The following is a 19278-nucleotide window of genomic DNA, read 5'->3' as shown; positions in this document are numbered from 1 at the left end:
TCAATGATGAAGCAGAATCGATAGCACATGTACGATGGTCGGGTGGTCGAATCGCCGAACTTCCAAGCCGAGATGCGTCAGCTGTTGCGCGACCGCATGCTCGATGCCGCCCGCACGATGGTCGTCACCGAGGGGTGGGGCGCGGTCAACATGTCGCGCGTGGCCAAGGAGGTCGGCATCAGCAGGCCCGTGCTCTACAAGGAGATCGGCACCAAGCAGGCGCTCGCGGACGCGCTGATCGAGCGTGAGCTCGGCGTCTACCTGGCCGGGATCGCCGAGATGCTGGCCGAGCATCCGGCGGACATGATCGCGGGCATGACCGCCGCCGCGGACTACGCCCTGCGCAACGCGGGCGACAACACCCTCATCAAGGCTGTGCTAGCGGCCCGCGGCGAGGGCGACACCGCCCTGCTGCCCGCCCTGATGAGCGAACCGGAACCGGTTCTCGGCCGCGCGGTCGCCGCGCTGACCGGCACCGTGCGCGAGCTCCACCTGCTCGCGGAATTGTCCGACGAGGAACTCACCTCGGTCGTCGAGATCATGGTCCGGCTGACCCTGAGCCATCTGTTCCAGCCGACCGGCAGCGTGGACCGCGCGGTGGCGCAGATCGGGCGCGTCCTGTCCGGCGTACTGCCCGCCGCCTGACGACGACGGGCAGCAGGGCTCACAGCCGACCGTTCACCTGCCCGGCCGCGTTCGCGAACGCCCAGCCGTAGGCGCCGTGCGCGGTCGGGAAGATACCGCCCGCGCACACCGGATCGCCTGCGGTGCAATAGTTCGCGGTGCGATCGGCGTACAACGGCGCCACCGAGGCGCCGACGAGCCGCAGCGGGTCGCCGAACAGCAGGACCGCGACGACCCGGTCGGACATCCAGGGCGGCAGCACGTACATTCCCGGCAGGAGCATCATCGCCGGCGAGCCGAGGACGCCGTGGGTCACCGCCGCGCCCTGCGAGTAGCCGACGAGCACGAACCGCTGGTCGGGGCACGCGGCAGCCTGCGCGAGCAGGTGGCCGGTCATCGCCCTTGTGCCGTCGGAGACCGAGGAGGGCACCAGCAGGTCCGCCGGGTACTCGACCCGGTGGGCGGAGGTGTCGACCGGTAGCTGCGCGCTGAGCACCGCGTAGAGCGGGTCGCCGACGACCGAGCCCAGATAGCCGGGTTCGTTTGTGCCGCGGGCGACTACGACATCGAGCGTGGCGCAACTGTTCGCCCACGCTGTCAGCCCGGGGGACATCGCTGTCCCGATTCCCACGGCCAGTAGCAACACCGACAGCACTCGCGCTGTATGTCCTGCGACGTTCCGAATTACCTTTCGATAGGTCATGGCATCCACCCACTCACGCCGTTGTGAGAATAAAGAAAGAGCGATCACCGTCCACCGCAACGGTATTCGGCGTGCTCAAGGGTGGAATACCCGCTGACCTGCATCGACTCGACCTGATCTCGGCATCTCTTGCGCCACGTTCAGGTCTCGGATCGCCTGCGGCACAAGGCCGCCGACGCGATCAGTGCTTCTTGGGCTTCTTCTTCGTCTTGGGCTTGTCGTGGTCGGGCTCCCATTCGTAGCCGGCGACGCCGCGCTCGCAGTAGGAGTTCTCGACCAGGACGTCGCCCTGGTCACGTTCACACCAGCGCTCGCTACGCGAGCAGGAGGTGGCGCCCAGACCGGCGGCGACCGCGAGTACGAGCACGGCGGCACCGGTGCGGGTTCGGACGTTCATGGCTTCCCCAAGTCTCTCTCGAAATGAAACACCGCTGGTCAGGGCATTTTCCAACACTTACCCCCGACCACCGACGCACCAATGCTACGTTCCGTAGCATGCCGAGCACTGTGCCAGAACACACCGACGATTTCATCCCCGACGCGATTGTCGTCGGAGCCGGCCTGGCCGGCCTGGTCGCCACCCATGAACTGGTGCTGGCCGGACGCAAGGTCCTGGTGGTCGACCAGGAGAACCGCGCCAATCTCGGCGGGCAGGCGTTCTGGTCGCTGGGCGGCCTGTTCTTCGTCGACAGCCCCGAGCAGCGCAGGCTCGGCATCAAGGACTCCTACGAACTGGCACTGCAGGATTGGCTCGGTTCGGCGGGTTTCGACCGCGAGGACGAGGACCGGATGGCACGTCAGTGGGCGCATGCCTACGTCCGGTTCGCGACCGAGGAGAAGCGGGACTACCTGCACGCCTTGGGCTTACGCGTCACTCCCCTGGTCGGCTGGGCCGAACGTGGCGGCGGGCTCGCCGACGGGCACGGCAACTCGGTGCCCCGGTTCCACCTCACCTGGGGCACCGGACCCGAGGTGGTCCGAGTCTTCCTCGAACCCGTCCTGGCCGGTGAGGCCCGCGGCCTGGTGCGCTTCGCGTTCCGGCATCGCGTCGACGAGCTGATCGTGGCCGACGGCGCCGTCACCGGGATCAGCGGCAGCGTCCTCGCGCCGAGCGACACCGAACGCGGCGTCGCCTCCAGCCGGGATGTGGTGGGCGAGTTCACCTTCCACGCGCCGTCGGTCCTGGTGAGTTCGGGCGGCATCGGGCACGCGCACGAGCTGATCCGCCGCAACTGGCCCACCGAGCGCCTCGGACCCTGCCCGGAGACGATGATCTCGGGCGTACCGGCCTATGTCGACGGCCGGATGCTCGGCATCTCCGAGCAGGCGGGCGCCGCGCTGGTGAACCGTGACCGGATGTGGCACTACACCGAGGGCATCAACAACTGGGATCCGATCTGGCCCGATCACGCCATCCGGATCATTCCGGGTCCGTCGTCGCTGTGGTTCGACGCGAACGGAACTCGCATGCCCGCCCCGTGTTTCCCCGGTTTCGACACCAACGAGACCATGCGCCGGATCCTGTCGACCGGGTACGACTACTCGTGGTTCGTGCTGAACCAGACGATCATCGAGAAGGAGTTCGCGCTGTCGGGGTCGGAGCAGAATCCCGACATCACCGGCAAGGATCTCAAGCTCACGTTGCGCAGCCGGGTCGCCAAGGGCGCGCCGGGCCCGGTGGAGGCGTTCAAGCAGCACGGCGTTGACTTCGTCGTCGCCGATTCGCTCGTCGACCTCGTGGACGGCATGAACAAGATCGCCCGCGGCCCCCAGCTGGACGCGGCCGAGCTGGAACGCCAGATCGTGGCCAGGGACCGCGAAGTCACCAATCCCTACACCAAGGACGCGCAGCTCGCCGCGATCACCAACGCGCGCAAGTACTTCGGCGACAAGGCGGGCCGGGTCGTCAAACCGCATCGCATTCTCGACCCCGCTCAGGGCCCGCTCATCGCGGTGCGGCTCAACATCCTGACCCGCAAGACGCTGGGTGGCTTGCAGACCGACCTCGACTCGCAGGTGCTGCGCCCCGACGGCTCGGCCTTCCCCGGCCTCTTCGCGGCCGGTGAGGTCGCGGGCTTCGGCGGTGGCGGTGTGCACGGTTACAACGCGCTCGAGGGCACCTTCCTCGGCGGCTGCATCTTCTCCGGTCGCGCGGCGGGCCGGGCGATGGCGAAGCACCGCGCGGCAGACTGAGTGGTCTAGAGGGGGCGGCCGTGCCGTGGTGCCAGGGCGCGTGCCGCCTCCTTGGCGACCTCGGCCAGCGCCCGCGCCAGCCGGGCGGTGTCGAGGGCGCTGCGGTCGCCGTTCACCGTGCCAGACAGGGAGATAGCGGCGATCGCGACGCCACGGCCGCGGATCGGCACCGCCACGCAGCCGACGCCGGGCATCGATTCCTCGGTGTCGACGGCGACGCCCTGCCGGTTGCGGATGCGGGCGAGCTCGCGGTGCAGTTCGGCGCGATCGACGATCGTGCGGGCCGTGCGCGGGGTGGGGTTGCCACGCAGCGAGCCTTCGGCGATGCCCGGTTCGAGGGTGGCCAGCAAGGCTTTGCCGAGTGCGGTGCAGTGCGCGGGCAGTCGGCCGCCGACACGGGTCGGGATGGCGACCTGGCTGCGGCCGCCCGCACGGTCAAGGAACAGCACCTCACGCCCGTCGAGGACGGCGAGGTGGCCGATCAGGCCGGTGCGCTGGCTGAGGTCGTAGAGCAGCGGCCCGACGACCTCGCGCAGTTCGTTGTGCTCGGCGGCCAGCCCGCCCAGCTCGAGCACACGCAGGCCGAGGCGGTAGCCACCGGGAGTGTGCGCGAGCCAGCGCAACCGGATCATCTGGTCGAGGATGCGGTGCACGGTCGAGCGCGGCAGCCCGGTGCGTTCGGCCAGGCCGAGCAGGGTGAGGGTGGGGGTGGTCGAATCGAACGCGTCGAGGATCAGCGTCATCCGCTCGATCATCGACGTCGGCGGAGCTCCGGCGGCCCGACCCGATCCGGTCCACAGGTCCTCCGGCGCCGGCTCGGTCACGATCTCGACCGTCATTGATCCAACCTCCACAGTGCGTAGCGGATACAGACTAGAGCCGTCTGCTCCGCTTACGCACCATTTCGCTGGACCATCCGGTTCACCAGGCGATTCCGTGACCCCGTCACATGCTGCCGAACAGTTCCCGCCTCGGCTACGCCGGTTCCTGGCTCGACGACGGACGCCGGGTCCGCGATCGGGCGTTCTCGAGCTGCGCTGCCCGTTCGACGAGCAGTTCGGCCGGGCCCGATGGCGGGGTGTTGCGGCGCCAGATGGCACGGAATTTGCGGGTCAGCCGGGCAGCGTCGGCGGACGGGACGGCGACCAGGGCGCCGGTGGCGAGATCGGGTGCCGCGATCAAGCGGCTCAAGACGGCAGGCGCCATGCCGGTTCTGGCCGCGGCGACGATCGCCGCAGCCGATCCCAGTTCCGCGGCCGGTCCGGTGGGTGTCGCGGCGGTGCTGAGCAGGTCCCAGACGGTGTCGCGGGTGCCGGAGCCGGGTTCGCGCCACAGCAGTGCGGTACGTGCCAGTTCCGCCAGGGCGACCGGCGTCGTGCGGCGGGCCCACGGGTGGTCCGGCGCCACGACGACGACCAGGTCGTCGGTGCCGAGTACCCGGCTGCCGAGGCCGGCGGGCGGATGCGGGCCCTCGACGAAACCGAGGTCGGCCACACCATCGCGGACGAGGGCGGCGACCTGGGTCGAATTCTCCACTTCGAGGGAGATCAGGACCTCGGGATGGTCGGTGCGCAGCGCGGCCAGCCAGTGTGGAATGCGGTGGTCGGCAATCGTTTTCGAGGCGGCGATGCGCAGGCGCGGGGCCTGGGCCGCGCGCAGGCGGTCGACGTCGTCGACGAGATCGCGCACGGCCGCGAGGACGGTGCGCGCGCGGTCGACGACGGCGCGGCCCGCGTCGGTCAGCTCGGAGCCGGTCGGCCCCCGGTCGAGCAGTTTCACCCGCATCCGGCGTTCCAGCGCGCTGATCCGCATGCTCGCCGCGGGCTGGCTGATGCCATGTCTGCGGGCGGCGGCGCCCAGGCTGCCCAGTTCGGACACCGATACGAGGAGGTCGAGCACCTCCAGATCGGGGGCTCCGGGTGGCAGCGTCATGCGCCGATTATGAGTGACCGGCGCTTCCGCACCGCATCAGGCGTCATCGGAGCGGAGTCGGTGACGCAGATTCTTCACCACGCCGTAGAGGGCGACGACCGGTTTCAGCGGCATCCATTCGCCGAATCGGTATTCCCGTCCCGGGACGAGGCGCACGGCCAGTTCCGGGCTCTGTTCCGCGAGATAGTCGCGGCCCGTCGCGGCGTGGGTGGGCAGTGAGACGATCTTGATCCGGTCGACGTCCTTCAGATACGGGATCGCGAAAGCGATGTTCTCCCAGGTGGATCGGCTCGAATCCTCGAGCACGAGTTCCCCGCGGTACCCGCGCGCTTGTGTCGCGTACTCCGCCATCAGCGTGGCTTCCGGTACCGGGCCCGCACATGCTGCCCCGCACACTACGAGGCGGGTCTCGGTCGCACCCGGATCGATGGAACGCAGACCGGCACGGACCCGCCACCGATTCATGGCATTGGCGCGTTCCCCCGTATTGCGATAACCGAGGACAACGACCGCCTCGGACCCGGCGCGCGCGGGCCCGACGCCCCACCGGGACGCGCGCCAGTTCGCCCATTCACCCCACAGCATCAGACCGATACCGGCGGCGATCGTCAGCCGGGTTCGTTTCCGCACCCCTCCAGGAAAGCACACCCACCGAACCCAGATCCCATAAGCCAGCATTATGAGCTCCTCCGAAACCGGCGTCTACCTCCTATTCTTCGGCGCAGCGAAGGTGGTGGAGTGAATCGCGTACGTACCTTCGCTCCCGGTCTGGCCCTCGCCGCACTCGTGGCTACCGTGGCGACGCCGGTCGGCAAGGCACTGCCGATGATCGGTGCTCCCGTGCTGGCGCTGGGCGTGGGCGCTGCCGCCGGGATGGTGCTGCGGCGGCAGGAGGCGACCGACGAGCTGTTCGGTCCGGGGCTCGAGGTCGCCCGGCAGCGGCTACTCGGGCTGGCGATCGTGCTGCTCGGGCTCGGGCTGCCGCTGGGGTCGGTGGTGAACGTGGGACGGGAGACGGCGCTCGTGTTGATCGGGACGCTCGTCGTCGGCGCGGTGGCGGCGTTCTGTGTCGGCCGGATGCTGGCGGTCGACCGGGAATCGGCGACGCTGGTGGCCGTGGGGACGACGATCTGCGGCGCGTCCGCGATCGCGGCGGCCACCGCGGTACTGCGCCCGGACAAACAGCGGGTCGCCTACGCGCTCGGCACCATCTTCGTCTTCAATGTCACTGCCGTGCTGGTGTATCCACCGCTCGGCCGCGCGCTCGGCCTGTCGCAGGAAGCGTTCGGCCTGTGGGCCGGAACCGCGATCAACGACACCTCCTCGGTGCTGGCGGCGGGCGTCGTCTTCGGCGCGGGTGCGGCGCATTTCGCGGTGATCGTGAAGCTGGTGCGCAGCCTGGCCATCATTCCGCTGTGTCTGGGCCTGCACGTCGGCCGTCGACACCTCGTCGAGGAGGGCGGCGCACCCGCGGGTTCGCTGCGCCAGGCCTTCCCCCTGTTCGTCGTCCTGTTCCTGGCCGCCTCGATCGTCGCCGGTCTCGGCGTCCTGCCCACCGCGCTGACCACGCCGTTGGCCACGACCAGTAGCTGGCTCATCGCCGCGGTCCTGGCCGCCACCGGCACCTCGCTCAGCATCGAGCGCCTCCGCAGCGCGGGTATCCGGCCCCTGGTCCTCGGTGGCGCGCTCGGCCTGACCCTCGGCATCGCCAGCCTGGGTCTGATGTACCTCACCGGCTGGTGCTGAACCGCTTCGTGATCGCCGCGGTGATCGCGTCCGGTTCGTGTTCCTGAATGAAATGGCCCGCCCGCGGCAGCTCGACTACGTCGACATCCGTGAAGGTGGTACGCATGCGCGGGAGATAGGCCTTCGGCCGGAACGCCATATCCCTCATGCCCCAGACCAGCAGGGTCGGCTTGTCGCCGAGCAGGACCGGCACGTCTCGGGCGAGTCGGTCCAGCAGCGGACGTGCGGCGCGAATTTCCTTGGGCGTCGCGGCGAGTCCGCACCGGGCTTCCGCGCTGGGCTGTACCGCGCGGTAGTGGTCGGCCTCGGTCTCGGTGAGCTTGCGGCCCAGTTCTGCCAGCAGGACGCGCTCGACGAGGAAATTCTGTTCGAGAATCCGCCGCTGCATCGGCCTGCTGCTCATGATCGCGCTGAACGCCGTGTTGGCCAGAGCTTCCATCGGCCAGAACACGGTGTTGCCCAGCACGATCCCCCGCACCCGATCAGCGCGAGTGGTGGCCGCGCCAAGGCCGATGGGTCCGCCCCAGTCGTGGCCCATCACGACGAAGTCGTCGAGCTCGAGGTGGTCGATCAGCTCGCCGAGAACCGCGGTGTGCTCGGCGACGGTGTAGCCGTAGCCGGCGGGGCGTTCGGACAATCCGAATCCCGGATTGTCGACGGCGATACACCGGTACCGGTCCCGTAGGTTCCGCACGATGTGGCGGTAGACGAAGCTCCACGACGGAGCACCGTGACAGAACAGGATCGGCGGTCCGGTCCCCTCGTCGATGTAGTGCACCCGGCCTGCGGACGAGTCGAACCACCGGGACTCGAACGGGTACAGGTTCCTGTCGGGAACAAAGTCGATCTGCATGGTGTCTCCCTCCCGGTGCCAGACTACAGGGGGCGCACCCGGGCCTACGGTAGGCCACGCAGAGGCCGGTTCGGGCTGAGTTCTGTTCCGCCAGAAGGTATTTCGTAGATGAAGATCGAGTGGGGCGAGGCCACGCTGTCGCCCCGCTCAGGCCGTGCTGCCGGTGATCTGCCTGCCACCGTGCCAGCACGATGCGCGGTTCGGCCGCCGTGTAGGCCTGTTCGAACAGCGTGGACAATGATCGACATGCTCGCGCTGCGACCCGTCGCGTCGGAACAGGCCGACCACGACGCGCACGAACAGCTCGCCCAGGCCGTCGCCGACCGGAACCCCACGGCGGCAGCCGAATTCAGCCGCGCCCACCTGTCCGCGTTGAAGGAGGCTTTTGCATGACCGGCGTCCCGGTGATCGAACTCGACGAGGTGACCTTCCGCCGCGACGGCAAGAAGATCATCGACGGCATCTCGCTGACCGTGCGGGCGGGCGAGCACTGGGCGTTGCTCGGCCCCAACGGCGCGGGCAAGAGCACCCTGCTCGGTTTCTGCGGCGCGGTCACCTTCCCCACCACCGGCACCGTGCGGGTACTCGGCGAACAGTTCGGCCGGGTGGAGCTGGCACGGCTGCGCCGCTCGATCGGGCACGTCAACCCGCGGCATCCGCTGCGCTCGGCGCTCACCGTGCGCGAGGTCGTCCTGACCGGCGTCACCGGCACGATAGACAGCCCGATGCGCTGGTCCCCCACCACAGGCGACCTGGCACGGGCCGACGCGATCATCGATACCCTCGGCCTGTCCGGCAAAGCTGGGGAAGTCTGGCCGACCCTGTCGCAGGGCGAACGCGGCCGCACCCTGATCGCCCGCGCCCTCATCAGCGGCCCCCGCGTCCTGCTCCTGGACGAACCGTCCACCGGCCTCGATCTGGCGGCCCGCGAGCAACTGCTCACCACCATCGACACCCTCGACCAGACCCACCCCGAGGTGGCATCGATCCTGGTCACCCACCATCTCGAGGAACTACCGACCAGCACCACCCATGCCCTGCTCATCGCCGACGGCCACACCGTCGCCGCAGGTCCGGCACCGGACGTCATCACCACCGACCACGTCTCCACCGCCTTCGACCACCCCATCGACGTGCGCTACGACGACGGCCGCTGGAGCGCCAGGGCACGCTGACACTCACCATAACGCGGGTTACGATCGCGAAGCATCACGTTGTCGGCACGGACAGGAGGATGTCATGAGAATCGTTCACCGGATCGTCGCCACCGCGGGTGTCGCCGCGGCCTTGACTCTGGCCACTACGGGGATCGCCGCCGCTCAGGAGGACGAAACACCGAAGTCGCCCCTCGTGGAATTCATCGAGTCGTGGCCACCGGCACCACAGGGCTGCGACCGTATCTGGGACCCGATCGAAAACGTCGTCGAGGATTTGGTCCCCGAGCCCGCCAAGGCGGCGTTCGACGCCTTCGACGATTGGTGCGAGGGCGCGGAAGACGTCTGACACGCTAGGTCCGATGTCAGGCGGATTCGAACGGGTCGTCGCCGAAATCCAGGTCGGCGCCGAGTAATTCGTCCGCGCGGGCCAGTGCGCGGTCGAGTTCGTCGGTGACCGAGTCCATGATCGAGATGCCGTCGAGCATCTCGGACATTTCGGCGCGCAGGGCGTCGAGTTCGGCGATGGCGGGGTCGACGGTGGTCCAGGCGACGGTGTCACGCCACCAGTGGTCCCGCTGGATCCAGGACCAGACGATGTCGCGAACCAACCGTGCGTCGGCGGTGAAGAGCTGGCGGTGGTCGGCGCCGTCGACGTGCTCGAGTTCGTAGGTGCCGTCGACGAGAGGGCGGGCCTGGATATGCTCCGTCTCAGTGCGGGTCAGCAGCAGAAACGGGTGGTCGGGCGCCGGATCGGTGGCATCGGTGCCGGGATGCGCCGGGTCGACGGCGCGTGGCGCGCCGGTGCCGTCGCCGAGGTGGACGACGACCTCCGGCGAATCGTCACGGTAAGCACCCATCGGGCCAGTGTGCCGGATCGGGGGCGGGCCAGGACAGTGGTACCGATGAATCGGCATCGGTGGCCGGATTCGCCAGCGGCTGAGGAAAACGACCTGCGGGCCGGCGCGGTGCGGAGTACCGTCGCGCCGGTGACGTGGACAGCACCCGAACTCACGCCGACGCGGACCCTCGTCGGGGCGGCGGAACGCCCGATGCTGCAGTCCTGGTTGGACTTTCACCGCCAGACCCTCCTCGGCAAATGCGGCGGTCTCGACGCCGAGCAGCTCGCGACCCGGTCGGTGCCACCGTCGACGCTCTCGCTGCTCGGGCTGATCCGCCACCTCACCGAGGTCGAGCGCGGGTGGTTCCGGGTGTCGGCGGCGGGTGAATCGGTCGAGCCGGTCTACGGGTCGGTGACCGAGCCCGACGCCGATTTCGACGACCTCGCCTCGGTCCCCGCCGAGGACGTCTTCGCCGCGTTCCACGCCGAGATCGCCGCCTGCGACGCGGCCGTCGCCGAACTGGCGCTCGACCATGTTTTTCTTGTCCCGTGGCGTTCCGACGACTACACCCTGCGCTGGGCGTATCTGCACATGATCGAGGAGTACGCCAGGCACAACGGCCACGCCGACCTGTTGCGGGAACGGATCGACGGCGTCACCGGCAGCTTCTGACCCAGATCAGCCGGTGACCACCTCGGGGGTCAGCTGGTCGAGATCGTCGATCACCACAGCGGCCAGCGCCAGCGCGTCGGGTGTCGGCGGGAACTCCGGACGAGGGTCGGCGATCAGGCGCATGCCCGCCGAGTGCGCGGAGATCAACCCGTTGGTCGAATCCTCCACGGCAGTACAGTCCTTCGGATCGACGCCGAGGCGCTGGGCGACGGTGAGATACACGTCGGGCGCCGGCTTGCCCCTGCCGATCTCCTCGGTCGACAGGATCGCCGAGAAGTACTCCAGCAGACCGGATTTCGCGAGCACCAGGTCGATCAGGGTACGCGGCGAGGAACTGGCCAGGCCGAGTTTCCACTGACCGGCGCACCGCTGCACCGCCTCGACAGCGCCCGGCAGCAACGGCACGTGGTGCGCGTACGTGTCGGCCATCAGGTCGATGACCTTGGTCGAGATGTCGTCGAGCGGCATGGCGACGCCGAGGTCGTCACTCATGTAGGCGGCCCACTCGGTGGTGGTCATGCCCATCATCTTGCGCTGCGAATCCGGTTGCCACCGGCCGCCTTTGCGGTCGACGTAGTCATGCCTGACCTGTTCCCAGATGGGTTCGGAATCGATCAGCACGCCGTCCATGTCGAACACTACCGCCGCGATACCCATGCGCTCAGCCTTTCGCCGTTCCTCCGCCGGGCACCACGCGGGCGTGCCGGCCCTTCCGGTACGTACAGACCTGCTCGGTGATCGGCACCCAGCCTAATAGAGGCGGGCCCGCGGCGGTGAGCCGTGTCACGAGCGCGCCGATGTGGGACACCGGACGCGAACTTCCAGCTCGGCAGCGATAACGTGTTGCATATGGACGATACACAGGTCGGCGCTTCGCTGCCGGACGCAGAGCACCACGAAGGCGGGTTCCGGCCGGTCGCCGAGCTGATCCAGCAGCGCAGGGAAGCGAAACTGGGCCACACGATCGGTGGCCCGCACTACGGGGAACTGATCGAACAGGTGCGCGAGCTGATGGACCGCGTGCGCCTGATCAACCCGTCCGACGAACTGGCCAAGGACGCGATCTCGACGCTCGAGCAGCTCAACGCCCGCCTCGACGCGGCGGTCGTGGACGAATGGTCGGCACCGAGCTGGACTCGTACCGACCTGCCCTCGCGCGGCAACATCACGCTGCCGCCGTACACGGTGGACAGCGCCGAGGTCGACGGTGTCACCGCCAAGCTGACCTTCCGCACCTTCCACCTCGGCGGCAACAGCGCGGCGCACGGCGGCCAGATCGGCGTCGCCTTCGACGACATTCTCGGCATGACCGCCGCGGTACACACCAAGGCCGTCACCCGCACCGCGTCGCTGACCATCGACTACCGCTCGATCACCCCGCTCAACCGGGAGCTGACGATCCGCGCGTGGGTCGAGCGCACCGACGGGCGCAAGGTGTACCTGCGGGCGACGATGCACGACGGCGAGCGCCTGTGCGCGGAGGCGAACGGGCTGTTCATCCTCCTCAAGCCCGGTCAGCCCTGATCTCCTCCGGTCACCGGGCGACATTGCGATCGACGTGATCCGAATGTCGCCCGGACCGGCCGGGGTGGCGTAATACCCCCGCGGGGCGCGATCGTCGCAGGTCCCGGCGACAGCCACCCGGCGGAGAAACATCCCCTGAATTCGAGCCCGTTTCACGCCGGGCTCCGGCCCGCATAACGGCCGCTATCGTCGCTGTTCATGCAGGTCAGCGAGAAAACGGCAGCCGCAGAGCCCACCCCGATTCGAGGCCAGCGCGCCGATCGGGCGCGCCGGGTGGCCGACATCCTGCGCCACCAGATCCTGGCGGGCGCGGTCGAGGGCGCGCTGCCCGGCGAGCAGGAGCTCGCCGCCGAGCACGACACCTCCCGCAATACCGTCCGTGAGGCGCTGGCGCTGCTGCGCGACGAAGGCCTCATCGATCGCGCGCCGAAGGTCGGCACCCGCGTCGCCGCCCGCAAGTACGACCACGGCCTCGACGCGCTGCTCGGCTTGCAGGAGACGCTCAAGGAGCACGGCACCGTCCGCAACGAGGTGCGCGCGGCCACCCACATCACCGCTCCCCCTGCCGTCGCGCGCAGGCTCGGTCTCGCGCCCGGCGATCGCGTGGTCTACATCGAGCGGCTGCGTTTCCTCGCCGACCTGCCGCTGAGCCTCGATCTCACCTATCTCGCCCCCGATGTCGGCGCTGCCGTGCTGGCCAACGATCTCGAGACCACGGACGTGTTCGTCCTGCTCGAGCAGGTCACCGGGCAGTCCCTCGGCGCTGCCGAACTCGCCCTCGAAGCGGTCGCGGCCGATCCACACACCGCGACGACCCTCGACACACCGGCGGGTGCTCCGCTGCTGATGCTCGAGCGCCTGACCCACCTCGACGACGGCCGACCCGTCGACCTCGAGTACATCCGCATGCGTGGTGACCGCATCACCATGCGCGGCAGTCTCACCCGCACCGCACCCGAATGGAAGGTCCTGTAGATGGCACTGGTCCCCCAGCGTGCCGACGTCCCCGTGACGATCGACGAATCGCTGTGCATCACCGGCTGCACCCTGTGTGTCGATATGTGTCCCCTCGATTCCCTTGCCATCCACGAGGATTCGGGCAAGGCCTACATGCATGTCGACGAGTGCTGGTACTGCGGGCCGTGCGCGGCCCGCTGCCCCACCGGCGCCGTCACCGTCAATATGCCCTATCTGCTCCGCTGAACCCGGGAATCCACGCATGAAGATCACTCGTCTCGTCCCGCCGTGCTCGCTCTCGCGCTCGTCGCGGCGGGCTGCTCCCTCGAAAACTCCGATGCCGCACCGGCGGGCACCGTCAAGGTCGTCGTCGGCTATCAGTCCAAGACCATCAACACCGTCACCGCGGGCACGCTGCTCAGGGCGCAGGGCTACCTGGAGCAGCGGCTGCAGCGGATCACCGACGCGGGCGGCGCGAAGTACCAGGTGGAGTGGCAGGACTACGACACCGGTGCGCCCATCACCGCGCAGATGGTGGCCGAGAAGATCGATATCGGGTCGATGGGCGATTACCCGTTGCTCATCAACGGTTCCCGGACCCAGGCCAACGAACGCGCGCGCACCGAGCTGGTGTCGATCACCGGCTACAACCCCAAGGGCGCGCTGAACATGGTTGTCGTGCCGAATGATTCACCGGCGCGGACACTCACCGATCTCGCCGGGCAGAAGATCTCGGCCAGTGTGGGTTCGGCGGGGCACGGCACGCTGGTGCAGGCGCTGAGCCGGGCGGGCATCGACCCGGCCAAGGGCGTGGAAGTGCTGAATCAGCAACCACAGGTGGGGGCGACGGCGCTGGAATCGCATCAGGTGAGCGCGTTGTCACAGTTCGTGGCGTGGCCGGGGCTGCTGGTGCAGCAGAACAAGGCCAAGCTGCTCTACGACGGCGCCGAGCTGAACGTGCCGACCTTCCACGGTGTGGTGGCGCGCCGCGCCTACGCGGCCGAGCATCCCGAAGTGCTGCAGGCCTTCCTGGCCGCGCAGCTGGACGCGACCGCGTTCCTCAACGAGAAGCCGTTCGAGGCAGCTGATCTCGTGGCCAAGGGATCCGGTCTGCCGCAGGAGGTCGTGTATCTCTACAACGGCCCCGGCGGTACGAGTTTCGACACCACGCTCAAGGCGAACCTGATCGCCGCGTTCAAAGACGATGTGGCCTATCTGAAGTCGATCGGTGACTTCGCCGACCTCGATATCGACGCGTTCGTCCAGGACGGTCCGCTGCGCGAGGCCTTCGCCGAGACCGGTCGTGGCGACTACGACTCCGCGCTGGCATCGCGGGTCAACCCGAGCAAGGTCACCGGGACCGATCCGATCTGCGCTGTGCCGGTGACCGATCCGGCGCTGGCCGGTGAGATCTGGGTCGACGGCGCCGACAAGCCGCAGCCCGCCGCGAACCCCGGCTGCCTGTTGCGGGCCGTGCAGGCGGCCAAGGCGCAGGGCAAGACGATTCGGGCGGCCTACGTCCCCGATGCCGAGCTGGGTACCCGCTGGTTCGCCGACAAGGCGATCTGGCTGCGCGAGGGCTCGCAGTATCTGCCGTTCACCACTCAGGCCGCGGCCGACCGCTACCGTGCCGCCCATCCCACCGCCGCTCCGGTCTCCTACGAGCAGGCCGTGACGGAAGTCCGCGGATGAGCACGGTGTCCGTAGCGGCCGCAGCGCAGGACGAGACTGCCTCCACCACAACAGTTCTCGCTGTAGAGGACGTGGATGCCGACAGCGTGCCCGGGAGGTCGGTGTGGGTGTCCCGGGTGATCCGGGTCGCGTCGGTGGCGGTGGCCATCGGCCTGTGGCAGCTGCTCACCGCCAGTGACGTGCGGGCCGGGCTGCGGTTCGACACCCTGCCCACCGTGACCGAGATCGTCGCCGAGTTCGGCGAGCATCTGGGGACCGGCCAGTACTACCTGGATGTGGCGCAGTCGCTGATCCGGATCGTCACCGGGTTCGGGCTGGCCGCGGTGATCGGCGTGCTGGCGGGCATCGGTCTCGGCCGGTCGCGGCTGCTGGCCGACGTGTTCGGTCCACTCGCCGAGCTGATCCGCCCGATTCCGGCGATCGCGCTGGTGCCGGTGGCGATCCTGCTGTTCCCCAGCGACGAGTCCGGGATCGTGTTCATCACTTTCACCGCGTCGCTGTTCCCCGTGCTGGTGAGCACCCGGCACGCGACCCGGGCGCTGCCGACCATCTGGGAGGATGCCGTGCGCACGCTGGGCGCCACCCGGCGCGAAGTTCTGACCAGGGTCGTGGTCCCCGGCATCCTGCCCGGCGTCTTCAGCGGCCTGTCGGTGGGTATGGGGGTGGCCTGGATCTGCCTCATCTCCGCCGAGATGATCTCCGGGCGACTCGGGATCGGCTATCGCACCTGGCAGTCCTACACGATCGTCGACTACCCGGCCGTGTTCGTCGGCATGATCACCATCGGCGTCCTCGGCTTCCTCACCTCCGGAATCGTCGAACTGGCAGGCCGCAGGGTCACCCGCTGGCTGCCGAGAGAGGTTGCGTCATGACCACGACCACCGCCGCGCCCACCGTCTCGGCAGGCATGCGCTTGAGCCTGGAGTCGGTGCGGATCAGCTACGGCGCCAAGACCGTCGTCCGTAACCTCGACCTCGAGATCGCACCCGGTGAGATCTTGGTCTTGGTCGGCAAATCCGGCTGCGGCAAGTCGACGCTGCTGCGGGCGATCGCCGGGCTGCGGCACCCGAGCGGCGGCGTCATCCGCGCCGACGACGACACCGTGGCCGGACCGTCGGCCGATCGGGCGCTGGTGTTCCAGGACGACGCGCTGCTGCCGTGGCGGACCGCCCGCGCCAATGTCGAGCTCGCGCTGCGTCTTCGGGGCGTGCCGCGCGGTGAGCGGGCGGCCCGGTCTCAGCGCTGGCTCGACGAGGTCGGGCTCACCGGGTACGCCGACTATCTGCCGCGTGACCTGTCCGGCGGTATGCGCCAGCGGGTGCAGCTCGCCCGCAGCCTGGCCGGTTCGCCGCGCGCGGTCCTGATGGACGAGCCGTTCGGCGCGCTCGACAGCCAGACTCGCGCCGAGATGCAGCGCCTGCTCGTCGACACGTGGCGCGCGCACCCGACCACGATCGTTTTCGTCACCCACGACCTCGACGAAGCGCTGCTGCTCGGCGACCGGATCGCCGTGCTCGGCGACGGTGCGCTGCGCGCCGTCGTCGAGGTGCCCGACCCGCGCGAGCCGGTGGACCGGCAGGCGCTACGGGACCGAATCCTGGAGTCATTGTGAACATTCCCGACCTGTCCGACCGCGTCCGGCTCGACTGCGACGTCCTCGTCATCGGCGGCGGCACCGCGGGCACCATGGCCGCGCTCACCGCCGCGGAGTCCGGCGCGAACGTGTTGCTGCTGGAGAAGGCGCACGTCCGCCATTCCGGTGCGCTGGCCATGGGTATGGACGGTGTGAACAATGCCGTCATTCCGGGCAAGGCCGAACCGGAGGACTACGTCGCCGAGATCACCCGCGCCAACGACGGCATCGTCGACCAGCGCACCGTGTACCAAACGGCGACAAGGGGTTTCGCGATGGTGCAGCGGCTCGAACGCTACGGCGTGAAGTTCGAGAAGGACGAGTACGGCGAGTACGCGGTGCGCCGGGTGCACCGGTCGGGGTCGTATGTGCTGCCGATGCCCGAGGGCAAGGATGTGAAGAAGGCGCTGTATCGCGTACTGCGCCAGCGCAAAATGCGCGAGAAGATCCAGATCGAGAACCGGCTGATGCCCGTGCGGGTGCTCACTGAGAACGGGCGTGCCGTCGGTGCGGCCGCGTTGAACACGCGCACAGGGGAATTCGTCGAGGTCGGTGCGAAAGCGGTGATCCTGGCGACGGGTCCGTGCGGCCGGCTCGGGCTGCCCGCCTCGGGCTATCTCTACGGCACCTACGAGAACCCCACCAACGCCGGTGACGGGTACGCCATGGCGTATCACGCCGGTGCGGAGCTGTCCGGGATCGAGTGCTTCCAGATCAATCCGCTGATCAAGGACTACAACGGTCCGGCGTGCGCCTATGTCGCGAATCCGTTCGGCGGCTACCAGGTCAATGCCGAGGGTGAACGCTTCGTCGACTCCGACTATTGGTCGGGGCAGATGATGGCGGAGGTGAAGCAGGAGATCGAATCCGCGCGCGGGCCCATCTATCTCAAGGTCTCGCACCTGCCGGACGAGACGCTGTCCACCCTCGAATCGATCCTGCACACCACCGAGCGGCCCACTCGCGGCACATTCCACGCCAACCGCGGCCACGACTACCGCACCCACGACATCGAGATGCACATCTCCGAGATCGGTTTGTGCGGTGGGCATTCCGCGTCCGGCGTGTGGGTGGACGAGAACGCCCGCACCACGGTCCCTGGACTGTATGCCGCCGGTGATCTGGCGTGTGTGCCGCACAACTACATGATCGGCGCGTTCGTGTACGGCGATCTGGCGGGCGCGCACGCGGCATCCACACTGACCGAGGTGGCGGCGCCTGCCGAGCTGCCCGCCGACCAGCTCGCCGCCGCGCACGAACTGATCTACCGTCCCCTGCGCCAGCCGGAGGGTCCGCCGCAGCCGCAGGTCGAATACAAGCTGCGGCGTTTCGTGAACGACTATGTGGCGCCGCCGAAGACCGCGGCCAAGCTGTCGATCGCGGTGGAGACCTTCGAGCGGATGCGCGGTGAGGTGGAAGGGATCGGTGCGCGGACACCGCACGAGTTGATGCGAGCGGCGGAGGTCTCGTTCATCCGCGACTGCGCGGAGATGGCGGCGCGCAGCTCACTGACCCGCACGGAATCCCGGTGGGGGCTCTATCACGACCGGGCCGATCTGCCCGAGCGCGACGACGAGTCGTGGAACTTCCACCTGAACCTGCGCAAGACCGCCACAGGTGAGATGGAATTCGTGAAGCGGTCGGTGGCGCCGTATCTGGTGCCGGTGCCCGGCCTGGACGATGTGCCATCGGCCGAGCCGATCGTCGAGGTGATCGCGCAGCCCGAGCTGGTCGGGACCCGGGCGCCGCAGCACGACGCGCCGGTGCGCAGTCAGCCGGTGGCGGCCTCACCCTCCTCACCTCGGCTGGTCACCCTGCTCGCCCTGGATTCGCCTGCCGTCGAGGATATTTCGAGCTATCTCACCGATCCGGATCCGGTCGTGCGGGTGGCGGCGCTGTCGGTACTCACCGAGAACACACCCGACGGGTTCGCCGGCGAACTGGTGCGCGCGCTCGGTGACGAGGCCGCCTCGGTACGGCGGGCCGCGACCGAGAGCCTGCGGGAGCTGGTAGAGGTGCTGCCGGGCGCGGGTGCGCTGGCCGGGCACCTCGGTTCCCCGGATCCGCTCGTCCGGGCGACCGTCGTCGACCTGCTACGAGCACTGCGGGCCGGGTCGGCCGTGGAATACCGTGCGGCACTGAGCGATGCCGATCATCGGGTCCGGATCGAGGCGGTGCGTGCGCTCGTGTCGCTCGACGACGCCGCGGCGGTGGCCTCCATCGCCGGTGACGTGAATCGGGAGGTGCGGATCGCTGTCGCCCAGGGTCTCGCGTCGATCGGCGCGGGTGGGGTCGAGGTGGTGCGGGTGCTCGCCGGCGATGCCGATCCGCTGGTGCGGGCCGCCGCGCTCACCGCCTACGCCGCGCTGGGTACCGGCGCCGAGGATGTCGCGGAACTGGCTGCGGCGCTGCGCCATTCGGCCTGGCAGGTGCGGGTGGGCGCGGCACGCGGCCTGGCCGGAGCCTCGCCGGAATCGGCGGTGCCACCGCTGACCGAAGCCCTGGCCGACCGGCATCTCGACGTCCGCAAGGCCGCTGTGCTCGCGCTGGCGACCTGGCCGGGCGACGACCCCGCCGTGGACGCCTTGGAGACCGCGATCGCCGACCCGGACGCCGATGTCCGCGCGTACGCCAGGCGTGCTGTCGTCGCGGCAGGGCGCACACCGCGCGACCCGTCCCGCGCCACCGTGCTGACCGAAGCACACGCGTGACCGGCACCGCATCGGGACCGTGCCGCAGCACCGCTGCGGCAC

Annotated in this window: 22 protein-coding genes; 14 read left to right on the top strand and 8 right to left on the bottom strand. The window is 69.0% G+C overall.

Going from position 1 to position 19278, the window contains the following annotated elements:
- Nucleotides 1-42 precede the first annotated feature (42 nt).
- Nucleotides 43-645, top strand: a complete 603-nt coding sequence (locus tag ACWF9G_RS24590; protein WP_379308124.1) for a TetR/AcrR family transcriptional regulator — start codon at nucleotides 43-45, stop codon at nucleotides 643-645.
- Nucleotides 646-664: 19 nt separating this feature from the next.
- On the opposite strand, the gene ACWF9G_RS24585 is transcribed toward ACWF9G_RS24590, so the two are convergent.
- Both ACWF9G_RS24585 and ACWF9G_RS24580 read right to left on the bottom strand, forming a co-directional pair.
- Nucleotides 665-1279, bottom strand: coding sequence for a cutinase family protein (locus ACWF9G_RS24585; RefSeq protein ID WP_452518170.1), 615 nt, complete (start codon nucleotides 1277-1279; stop codon nucleotides 665-667).
- Nucleotides 1280-1508: 229 nt separating this feature from the next.
- Nucleotides 1509-1724, bottom strand: a complete 216-nt coding sequence (locus ACWF9G_RS24580; RefSeq protein WP_379033814.1) for a hypothetical protein — start codon at nucleotides 1722-1724, stop codon at nucleotides 1509-1511.
- A 98-nt stretch (nucleotides 1725-1822) separates the two neighbouring features.
- On the opposite strand from ACWF9G_RS24580, the gene ACWF9G_RS24575 reads away from it, so the two are divergent.
- Entirely contained in the window at nucleotides 1823-3520 is a 1698-nt protein-coding gene (locus tag ACWF9G_RS24575; RefSeq protein ID WP_452518168.1) for an FAD-binding dehydrogenase, read from the top strand.
- Nucleotides 3521-3525: 5 nt separating this feature from the next.
- Here the strand turns inward: ACWF9G_RS24575 and ACWF9G_RS24570 are convergent, their stop codons facing one another.
- From ACWF9G_RS24570 to ACWF9G_RS24560, 3 genes are all read right to left on the bottom strand, one after another.
- The gene (locus tag ACWF9G_RS24570; protein WP_379308126.1) at nucleotides 3526-4359 is read right to left on the bottom strand and encodes an IclR family transcriptional regulator; all 834 of its coding nucleotides are present in this window, start codon (nucleotides 4357-4359) and stop codon (nucleotides 3526-3528) included.
- A gap of 136 nt (nucleotides 4360-4495) precedes the next feature.
- On the bottom strand, nucleotides 4496-5452 hold the full coding sequence (locus ACWF9G_RS24565) for a LysR substrate-binding domain-containing protein (protein ID WP_379308127.1): 957 nt from the start codon (nucleotides 5450-5452) through the stop codon (nucleotides 4496-4498).
- 36 nt (nucleotides 5453-5488) lie between these two features.
- On the bottom strand, nucleotides 5489-6082 hold the full coding sequence (locus tag ACWF9G_RS24560; protein WP_379308128.1) for a YdcF family protein: 594 nt from the start codon (nucleotides 6080-6082) through the stop codon (nucleotides 5489-5491).
- Nucleotides 6083-6190: 108 nt separating this feature from the next.
- On the opposite strand from ACWF9G_RS24560, the gene ACWF9G_RS24555 reads away from it, so the two are divergent.
- Entirely contained in the window at nucleotides 6191-7198 is a 1008-nt protein-coding gene (locus ACWF9G_RS24555) for a YeiH family protein (protein ID WP_452518165.1), read from the top strand.
- Here the strand turns inward: ACWF9G_RS24555 and ACWF9G_RS24550 are convergent.
- Nucleotides 7182-8051, bottom strand: a complete 870-nt coding sequence (locus ACWF9G_RS24550; RefSeq protein WP_452518164.1) for a haloalkane dehalogenase — start codon at nucleotides 8049-8051, stop codon at nucleotides 7182-7184. The genes ACWF9G_RS24555 and ACWF9G_RS24550 overlap by 17 nt on opposite strands.
- Before the next feature lie 237 nt (nucleotides 8052-8288).
- Between ACWF9G_RS24550 and ACWF9G_RS24545 the strand changes: the two genes are divergently transcribed.
- From ACWF9G_RS24545 to ACWF9G_RS24535, 3 genes are all read left to right on the top strand, one after another.
- On the top strand, nucleotides 8289-8444 hold the full coding sequence (locus tag ACWF9G_RS24545) for a hypothetical protein (protein WP_379308131.1): 156 nt from the start codon (nucleotides 8289-8291) through the stop codon (nucleotides 8442-8444).
- Nucleotides 8441-9226, top strand: coding sequence for an ABC transporter ATP-binding protein (locus tag ACWF9G_RS24540; RefSeq protein ID WP_452518162.1), 786 nt, complete (start codon nucleotides 8441-8443; stop codon nucleotides 9224-9226). The genes ACWF9G_RS24545 and ACWF9G_RS24540 overlap by 4 nt, the downstream gene beginning before the upstream one ends.
- A 64-nt stretch (nucleotides 9227-9290) precedes the next feature.
- Complete coding sequence (locus tag ACWF9G_RS24535) at nucleotides 9291-9554, top strand: hypothetical protein (RefSeq protein WP_452518161.1); 264 nt, start codon at nucleotides 9291-9293, stop codon at nucleotides 9552-9554.
- Between the two features lie 16 nt (nucleotides 9555-9570).
- Here ACWF9G_RS24535 and ACWF9G_RS24530 read toward each other — a convergent pair whose 3' ends face one another.
- The gene (locus tag ACWF9G_RS24530; protein WP_452518160.1) at nucleotides 9571-10065 is read right to left on the bottom strand and encodes a hypothetical protein; all 495 of its coding nucleotides are present in this window, start codon (nucleotides 10063-10065) and stop codon (nucleotides 9571-9573) included.
- Between the two features lie 129 nt (nucleotides 10066-10194).
- Between ACWF9G_RS24530 and ACWF9G_RS24525 the strand changes: the two genes are divergently transcribed.
- Nucleotides 10195-10719 (top strand): DinB family protein, encoded by a 525-nt coding sequence (locus ACWF9G_RS24525; RefSeq protein ID WP_452518158.1) that lies wholly within the window; start codon nucleotides 10195-10197, stop codon nucleotides 10717-10719.
- 6 nt (nucleotides 10720-10725) lie between these two features.
- On the opposite strand, the gene ACWF9G_RS24520 is transcribed toward ACWF9G_RS24525, so the two are convergent.
- Entirely contained in the window at nucleotides 10726-11376 is a 651-nt protein-coding gene (locus tag ACWF9G_RS24520; protein WP_452518157.1) for an HAD family hydrolase, read from the bottom strand.
- A 192-nt stretch (nucleotides 11377-11568) separates the two neighbouring features.
- Here ACWF9G_RS24520 and ACWF9G_RS24515 point away from each other — a divergent pair, with 192 nt between their 5' ends.
- The 7 genes from ACWF9G_RS24515 (at nucleotide 11569) to ACWF9G_RS24485 (ending at nucleotide 19236) form a co-directional block, all read left to right on the top strand.
- Complete coding sequence (locus ACWF9G_RS24515; protein WP_379308137.1) at nucleotides 11569-12243, top strand: PaaI family thioesterase; 675 nt, start codon at nucleotides 11569-11571, stop codon at nucleotides 12241-12243.
- Nucleotides 12244-12441: 198 nt separating this feature from the next.
- On the top strand, nucleotides 12442-13218 hold the full coding sequence (locus ACWF9G_RS24510) for a GntR family transcriptional regulator (protein WP_379308138.1): 777 nt from the start codon (nucleotides 12442-12444) through the stop codon (nucleotides 13216-13218).
- Nucleotides 13219-13446, top strand: coding sequence for a 4Fe-4S dicluster domain-containing protein (locus ACWF9G_RS24505; protein WP_019046727.1), 228 nt, complete (start codon nucleotides 13219-13221; stop codon nucleotides 13444-13446).
- A 42-nt stretch (nucleotides 13447-13488) separates the two neighbouring features.
- The gene (locus ACWF9G_RS24500; protein ID WP_452518156.1) at nucleotides 13489-14892 is read left to right on the top strand and encodes an ABC transporter substrate-binding protein; all 1404 of its coding nucleotides are present in this window, start codon (nucleotides 13489-13491) and stop codon (nucleotides 14890-14892) included.
- Complete coding sequence (locus tag ACWF9G_RS24495) at nucleotides 14889-15764, top strand: ABC transporter permease (protein WP_379308140.1); 876 nt, start codon at nucleotides 14889-14891, stop codon at nucleotides 15762-15764. The genes ACWF9G_RS24500 and ACWF9G_RS24495 overlap by 4 nt, the downstream gene beginning before the upstream one ends.
- Nucleotides 15761-16504, top strand: coding sequence for an ABC transporter ATP-binding protein (locus ACWF9G_RS24490; RefSeq protein ID WP_452518153.1), 744 nt, complete (start codon nucleotides 15761-15763; stop codon nucleotides 16502-16504). The genes ACWF9G_RS24495 and ACWF9G_RS24490 overlap by 4 nt, the downstream gene beginning before the upstream one ends.
- Nucleotides 16501-19236 (top strand): fumarate reductase/succinate dehydrogenase flavoprotein subunit, encoded by a 2736-nt coding sequence (locus tag ACWF9G_RS24485; RefSeq protein ID WP_452518152.1) that lies wholly within the window; start codon nucleotides 16501-16503, stop codon nucleotides 19234-19236. The genes ACWF9G_RS24490 and ACWF9G_RS24485 overlap by 4 nt, the downstream gene beginning before the upstream one ends.
- Nucleotides 19237-19278 lie beyond the last annotated feature (42 nt).

The sequence above is a fragment of the Nocardia sp. NPDC055029 genome, assembly GCF_053608525.1.
This window is presented reverse-complemented; position numbering and strand designations above follow the sequence as displayed.

Excerpts from the sequence above, each read along its gene's own strand:
- ACWF9G_RS24580 (WP_379033814.1), bottom strand. The coding sequence starts at position 1,724 with ATGAACGTCCGAACCCGCACCGGTGCCGCCGTGCTCGTACTCGCGGTC.
- ACWF9G_RS24575 (WP_452518168.1), top strand. The coding sequence starts at position 1,823 with ATGCCGAGCACTGTGCCAGAACACACCGACGATTTCATCCCCGACGCG.
- ACWF9G_RS24570 (WP_379308126.1), bottom strand. The coding sequence starts at position 4,359 with ATGACGGTCGAGATCGTGACCGAGCCGGCGCCGGAGGACCTGTGGACC.
- ACWF9G_RS24565 (WP_379308127.1), bottom strand. The coding sequence starts at position 5,452 with ATGACGCTGCCACCCGGAGCCCCCGATCTGGAGGTGCTCGACCTCCTC.
- ACWF9G_RS24550 (WP_452518164.1), bottom strand. The coding sequence starts at position 8,051 with ATGCAGATCGACTTTGTTCCCGACAGGAACCTGTACCCGTTCGAGTCC.
- ACWF9G_RS24545 (WP_379308131.1), top strand. The coding sequence starts at position 8,289 with ATGATCGACATGCTCGCGCTGCGACCCGTCGCGTCGGAACAGGCCGAC.
- ACWF9G_RS24540 (WP_452518162.1), top strand. The coding sequence starts at position 8,441 with ATGACCGGCGTCCCGGTGATCGAACTCGACGAGGTGACCTTCCGCCGC.
- ACWF9G_RS24535 (WP_452518161.1), top strand. The coding sequence starts at position 9,291 with ATGAGAATCGTTCACCGGATCGTCGCCACCGCGGGTGTCGCCGCGGCC.
- ACWF9G_RS24530 (WP_452518160.1), bottom strand. The coding sequence starts at position 10,065 with ATGGGTGCTTACCGTGACGATTCGCCGGAGGTCGTCGTCCACCTCGGC.
- ACWF9G_RS24520 (WP_452518157.1), bottom strand. The coding sequence starts at position 11,376 with ATGGGTATCGCGGCGGTAGTGTTCGACATGGACGGCGTGCTGATCGAT.
- ACWF9G_RS24515 (WP_379308137.1), top strand. The coding sequence starts at position 11,569 with ATGGACGATACACAGGTCGGCGCTTCGCTGCCGGACGCAGAGCACCAC.
- ACWF9G_RS24510 (WP_379308138.1), top strand. The coding sequence starts at position 12,442 with ATGCAGGTCAGCGAGAAAACGGCAGCCGCAGAGCCCACCCCGATTCGA.
- ACWF9G_RS24505 (WP_019046727.1), top strand. The coding sequence starts at position 13,219 with ATGGCACTGGTCCCCCAGCGTGCCGACGTCCCCGTGACGATCGACGAA.
- ACWF9G_RS24495 (WP_379308140.1), top strand. The coding sequence starts at position 14,889 with ATGAGCACGGTGTCCGTAGCGGCCGCAGCGCAGGACGAGACTGCCTCC.
- ACWF9G_RS24490 (WP_452518153.1), top strand. The coding sequence starts at position 15,761 with ATGACCACGACCACCGCCGCGCCCACCGTCTCGGCAGGCATGCGCTTG.